General features: G+C 69.9%; 5 protein-coding genes. 3 read left to right on the top strand and 2 right to left on the bottom strand.

The features are described from left to right. On the bottom strand, positions 1 to 323 hold a 323-nt coding region (locus JWQ05_RS19020; protein WP_299661917.1), incomplete at its 3' end, for a lytic transglycosylase domain-containing protein. Between the two features lie 195 nt (positions 324 to 518). Between JWQ05_RS19020 and JWQ05_RS19015 the strand changes: the two genes are divergently transcribed. The 3 genes from JWQ05_RS19015 to JWQ05_RS19005 are packed head-to-tail and all read left to right on the top strand — an operon-like array spanning position 519 to position 3,591. Then, entirely contained in the window at positions 519 to 2,147 is a 1,629-nt protein-coding gene (locus JWQ05_RS19015; protein WP_299661914.1) for an ABC transporter ATP-binding protein, read from the top strand. Positions 2,148 to 2,158: 11 nt separating this feature from the next. Continuing rightward, positions 2,159 to 3,379, top strand: coding sequence for a phosphopentomutase (locus JWQ05_RS19010; protein ID WP_299661911.1), 1,221 nt, complete (start codon positions 2,159 to 2,161; stop codon positions 3,377 to 3,379). 20 nt (positions 3,380 to 3,399) lie between these two features. Then, positions 3,400 to 3,591, top strand: coding sequence for a DUF1192 domain-containing protein (locus JWQ05_RS19005; protein WP_299661908.1), 192 nt, complete (start codon positions 3,400 to 3,402; stop codon positions 3,589 to 3,591). A 376-nt stretch (positions 3,592 to 3,967) separates the two neighbouring features. On the opposite strand, the gene JWQ05_RS19000 is transcribed toward JWQ05_RS19005, so the two are convergent. Next, the coding region (locus JWQ05_RS19000) for a helix-turn-helix transcriptional regulator (RefSeq protein WP_299661905.1) at positions 3,968 to 4,981 on the bottom strand (1,014 nt) is incomplete at its 5' end.

The raw sequence follows: 4,981 nt of genomic DNA, 5'->3' as shown, positions 1-4,981 counted from the left end.
GCCGCCAGCCCGAGATTGCCGAATTGCCGGTTGAGGTCGGCGAGCAGATGCGCCGCGTGCGGGATCGCCTGCTCGGGGTCGAACGGATCGGTCAGCCCACGCTCGCGGGCCGTGCCGGGCATGAATTGCGCGACGCCCTGCGCGCCCACGGGGCTGACCGCACCGACGCGAAACGCGCTCTCGCGCCAGATCAGCCGCGTCAGGAACGGCACGGGCAACCCGCGCGCCTTGGCCGAGCCCTCGATCAAGCGGCAGAGCGCTTGCTCGACGGTCTCGGTCGCCCCCTCGGCCGCCGCCAAGGCCGGTCTCGGCGCAAGCAGCATCGCGCAAGCGAGCGCGAGGCCGGGCAGATAGGCGGAACAGGCTCGGGGAGACGCGATCACCCGGCGGTTGTAGAGCGTGCCGACGGCCGATCAATGACAAAGGGTCGCCGACGCGCAGAACGGCGTTCGCCGATCGCGGACACGCGCGCTATAACCGTTGGCCAGATTGTCAGCCCCGCCCGCAGACAGGATTCGATGCCCGAAACGCTCCTCGACGTTCAGGACCTGTCCGTCGCCTTCCGATCGCGGGAGCGCGAGACCCGGGCCGTGGACCGGGTGAGCTTCACGATCCGAGCGGGGGAGACCCTGGCGCTCGTCGGCGAGTCCGGGTCCGGCAAGTCGGTGACCGCGCTCTCGATCCTGCGGCTGCTGGATGCCGGCGCCACCCATCCGGGCGGGCGCATCCTGTTCAAGGGCCGGGACCTGCTGGCGCTGCCGGAGCGGGACCTGCGCGGCATTCGCGGCGCCGACAACACCATGGTGTTCCAGGAGCCGATGACCTCGCTCAATCCGCTGCATACCATCCAGCGGCAGATCGGCGAGGTGCTGGAGGTGCATCGCGGGCTGTCCGGCCGCAAGGCGCGGGCGCGCATCCTCGAGCTCCTCGAACTCGTCGGCCTGCGTGACGCGGAGCGCCGCCTCAACGCCTATCCGCACGAATTGTCTGGGGGTCAGCGCCAGCGCGTGATGATCGCCATGGCGCTCGCCTGCGAGCCGGACCTGCTCGTGGCCGACGAGCCCACCACCGCCCTCGACGTGACGGTGCAGGCGCAGATCCTCACCCTGCTCGCCGACCTGCAGAAGCGGCTCGGCATGGCGATGCTGTTCATTACTCACGATCTGGGCATCGTCCAGCGCATCGCCGACAACGTCTGCGTCATGCTCGCCGGCCGGATCGTCGAGGCAGGGCCCGTGGCCGAGATCTTCGCCCGGCCGCAGCACGAGTACACCCGGCGCCTCCTCGCCTCCGAGCCGAAGGGGCGCGCCAACCCTGTGGCGGCGGACGCGCCGCGCCTGCTGGAGGCCGGTCCGCTCAAGGTCTGGTTCCCGATCCGCGAGGGCTGGCTGCGCCGGACCACCAGCCACGTGAAGGCGGTGGACGGCGTCAGCCTGTCGGTCCGCGCGGGCGAGACCGTGGGCGTGGTCGGCGAGTCCGGCTCGGGCAAGACGACTCTGGGACTGGCGCTCCTGCGCCTCACCGGCTGCGAAGGCCCCATCGTCTTCCTCGGCTCGTCCATCGCCGGCCTGCCGCCGGCCGCCATGCGTCCGTTCCGGCGCGACATGCAGGTGGTCTTCCAGGATCCCTACGGCTCGCTGTCGCCGCGCATGACCATCGCCGACATCGTCGCGGAGGGGCTGGTGGTCCAGGGCGCGGTGCGGACCCGGGCCGAGCGGCACGCGGTGGTCGCCAAGGCGCTCACCGATGTCGGGCTCGATCCGGCCACCATGAACCGCTACCCACACGAATTTTCCGGCGGCCAGCGCCAGCGCATCGCCATCGCGCGCGCCATCGTCCTCAAGCCCAAATTCGTCGTCCTCGACGAGCCGACATCCGCCCTCGACCGCTCCGTGCAGGCGCAGATCGTCACCCTCCTGCGCGACCTCCAGCGCGAGCGCGGCCTCGCCTACCTGTTCATCAGCCACGACCTCAAGGTGGTGCGGGCGCTGGCGAACTACGTCCTCGTCATGCAGAACGGCCGCGTGGTCGAAGAGGGGTCGGCCGACGCGATCTTCGCCGCGCCGCAGACCGCCTACACGCAGGCCCTCTTCGCCGCCGCCTTCGATCTCCAGAGCGACGCCGTCGCCGATCCCATTCCGGCCTGAGGGGAGGGGCCATGGCGCGCGCGCTCCTCATCGTGCTGGATTCCGTCGGCATCGGCGGTGCACCCGATGCCGAACGCTACGGCGATGCGGGCGCCGATACCCTCGGCCACATCGCGCAGACCTGCGCGGAGGGTCGCGGCGACCGGCCCGGCCTGCGCGCCGGCCCCCTGTCGCTGCCGTATCTGGCGCGCCTCGGCCTCGGGCGCGCGGCGCGAGGCGCCACGGGATGCATCCCGCCCGGTCTCGCGAGCGACGTAGCCCTGGAGGGCGCCTACGGCCACGCAATCGAGCGTGCGGCGGGGAAGGATACGCCGTCCGGCCATTGGGAAATCACCGGCGTGCCGGTCCTCGACCCCTGGGGCCACTTCCCCGTCGCGGTCCCGACCTTCCCTGTCGCCTTGACGGAGGCGTTGATCGAGCAGGCTCGACTGCCCGGCATCCTCGGAAACAGCCACGCGGCCGGAACCGCCATCATCGACCGGCTCGGCGCGGAGCACGTCCGGACGGGCCGTCCGATTTGCTACACCTCGGCCGACAGCGTCTTCCAGATTGCCGCGCATGAGCGGCATTTCGGCCTGGAGCGACTCTACGCGACATGCCGCGTCGCCCGCGCGCTCTGCGATCCCTACCGGGTCGGGCGGGTGATCGCCCGCCCCTTCGTGGGCGATGCCGAGACCGGTTTCCGGCGCACGGCGAACCGCAAGGATTACGCGGTCGAGCCGCCGGGCCGCACCCTTCTCGACGTCCTCGACGCCGCCGGCCGCAGCGTGGTGAGCGTCGGCAAGATCGGCGATATCTTCGCGCACCGGGCGACCGGTCGGGAGATCAAGCCGGACGGCAACGCCGCCTGCCTCAGCGCGGCACTCGACGCCTTCGCGAACCTGCCGGATGGGGGCCTCGTCTTCCTCAACCTCGTGGATTTCGACACCGAGTATGGGCACCGACGCGACGTTCCGGGCTACGCCGCCGAACTCGAAGCCTTCGACAAGCGGCTACCGGAGATTCAGGCCAGCCTGCGACAGGGCGATCTTTGCGTCATCACCGCCGATCACGGCAACGATCCGACCTGGGGCGGGACCGAGCATACGCGCGAGCAGGTGCCGGTCCTGGCGTTCGGGCCGGGCATGGCGGCGGGCCCACTCGGGTGCCGCGAGACCTTTGCGGATATCGGGGCGACGCTGGCTCGACATCTCGGCGTCGGGTCTTTGGAATCCGGGACTTCCTGGCTGTGATCGGATGAGAGGGGGCAGGCATGCGTGACGAGGATGAGAACCGCCCACGGGACACGGTCACGCACCGAATCGGCGAGGCGCTCGACACGCTTTCCCTCGACGAACTCGATGCCCGCATCGCCCTGCTGACCGGGGAGATCGCTCGGATCGAGGCAACGCGGGCGGCCAAGAAGGCTGCCCTCGACCAAGCCGGTTCGATCTTCCGCTTCTGAACTGCGCCGGACATGTTGCCGAATGTCACCGAAGGGGAGCTTACTTTCCCCCAAACGGGGGATGAAGCAGGCCCACGGGTGCGCTCTCATGTCGCTGAGAAATTGCACGAGGGGGCGATCATGCAAGCCAGGTTCACGATGGCGCCATGGATGCGTCGGCGTATCGCGCGATACCTTCAGCGTGGCACGAGCGAGCGGATGATCGCCTGCTTGGTGGGACCTTTCCCATCGGGGACGGAACCGGTGAAGGATCCGGGTCCGCCCGACTGGCGCGATGCGCAGGTCGACCTGTCCAACGTGATCTTGTTCCGGGCGTTGAGCGGCGGCGAAGCACGGGGGCACGCGCGCGCGCAATGAGGGCGCGGTTCCGCACGGCTCAACGAATCAGGCTGAAGCCCGAGATCAGCCGCGCAAGATCGACCTGACGGGTCACACCGGTCTTGGCGAAGATCGCCTTCACCTGACTGCGGATGGTCTCCAGGCTAACATTCTGCTGCGTGGCGAGGATCGCGATGGTGGCGCCATCGGCGATGCCGCGGGCGATGCGCGCCTCCGCCGCCGTCAGGTCGAACAGGCCCGACAGCAACTCGGTGCCGGGGACCGGGCGCGGCATCACGGGGGTCGCGACCATCAACATCGTTCCTCCGCCGAAGACGTCCTGCGCCGAGCCGCGCATCGGCAGGAGATGCATCACCAGGGCCGGGTTCTCGTTGTCGGCCGGGACGGCGATGGAGCGGGCGGATGCTCCGGCGCGGGCCGCGATCGCATCCGCCAGCAGCGCGTCGGCGCCTGGATGCGCGAGGGTGATTCGCTCGCGCTGGTCGCGGACCACGCGCGGCACGAGGCCGGCGAAACCGGCGTTGCGGTAGTGGAGCTTTCCGCTCCCCGCCAGGATCGCTGCCGGAAGTCCCAGCATCTCCAGCGTCTGCACAGAGGCGTGCGCCCGCTCCAGCTTCAGCCGGGCCGAGAGCAGGGCCGCGCGCCCGAGATGGGGCCGTTGCGCATCGAGGGCGACGGTGGCGGCGCGGGGCACCGGTCCATCCGCGAACCGGCGCTCGATGCTGAAGATCAGCGTATCGCCGGTCGAGAGCGGAAACGCGGTGGCCGTACCCCAGCCAAGTCCGCGTGGTCGCAGGAACTGCTGGATCAGGACGTCTTCGGCGAGTTCCTCCGGCGTGTAGACATCCTCCTCGATGACGAAGCCCGCGTGGCGCGCGCCGAGAAGCCGCGCGGTCCGCTCGCCGGCACGCGCCCAGCCGCCGGACGCGAAGTCTTCCATGACCTGATCGAGGCTGGCGGAGTTGATCCAGCGATAAGCCTGGAGATCCGCCGTGATGAGGACCGAGCCTTGTGCGCCGGCAATGTCAGCGAGTTGGTCCAGAACGGACGG

Origin of the sequence: Methylobacterium sp. (assembly GCF_028290105.1) — a bacterium.
Classification (GTDB): Bacteria; Pseudomonadota; Alphaproteobacteria; order Rhizobiales; family Beijerinckiaceae; genus Methylobacterium.
This window is presented reverse-complemented; position numbering and strand designations above follow the sequence as displayed.

Bases quoted from the DNA above. Each gene is read 5' to 3' on its own strand.
- JWQ05_RS19015 (WP_299661914.1), top strand. From the start codon at position 519: ATGCCCGAAACGCTCCTCGACGTTCAGGACCTGTCCGTCGCCTTCCGA.
- JWQ05_RS19010 (WP_299661911.1), top strand. From the start codon at position 2,159: ATGGCGCGCGCGCTCCTCATCGTGCTGGATTCCGTCGGCATCGGCGGT.
- JWQ05_RS19005 (WP_299661908.1), top strand. From the start codon at position 3,400: ATGCGTGACGAGGATGAGAACCGCCCACGGGACACGGTCACGCACCGA.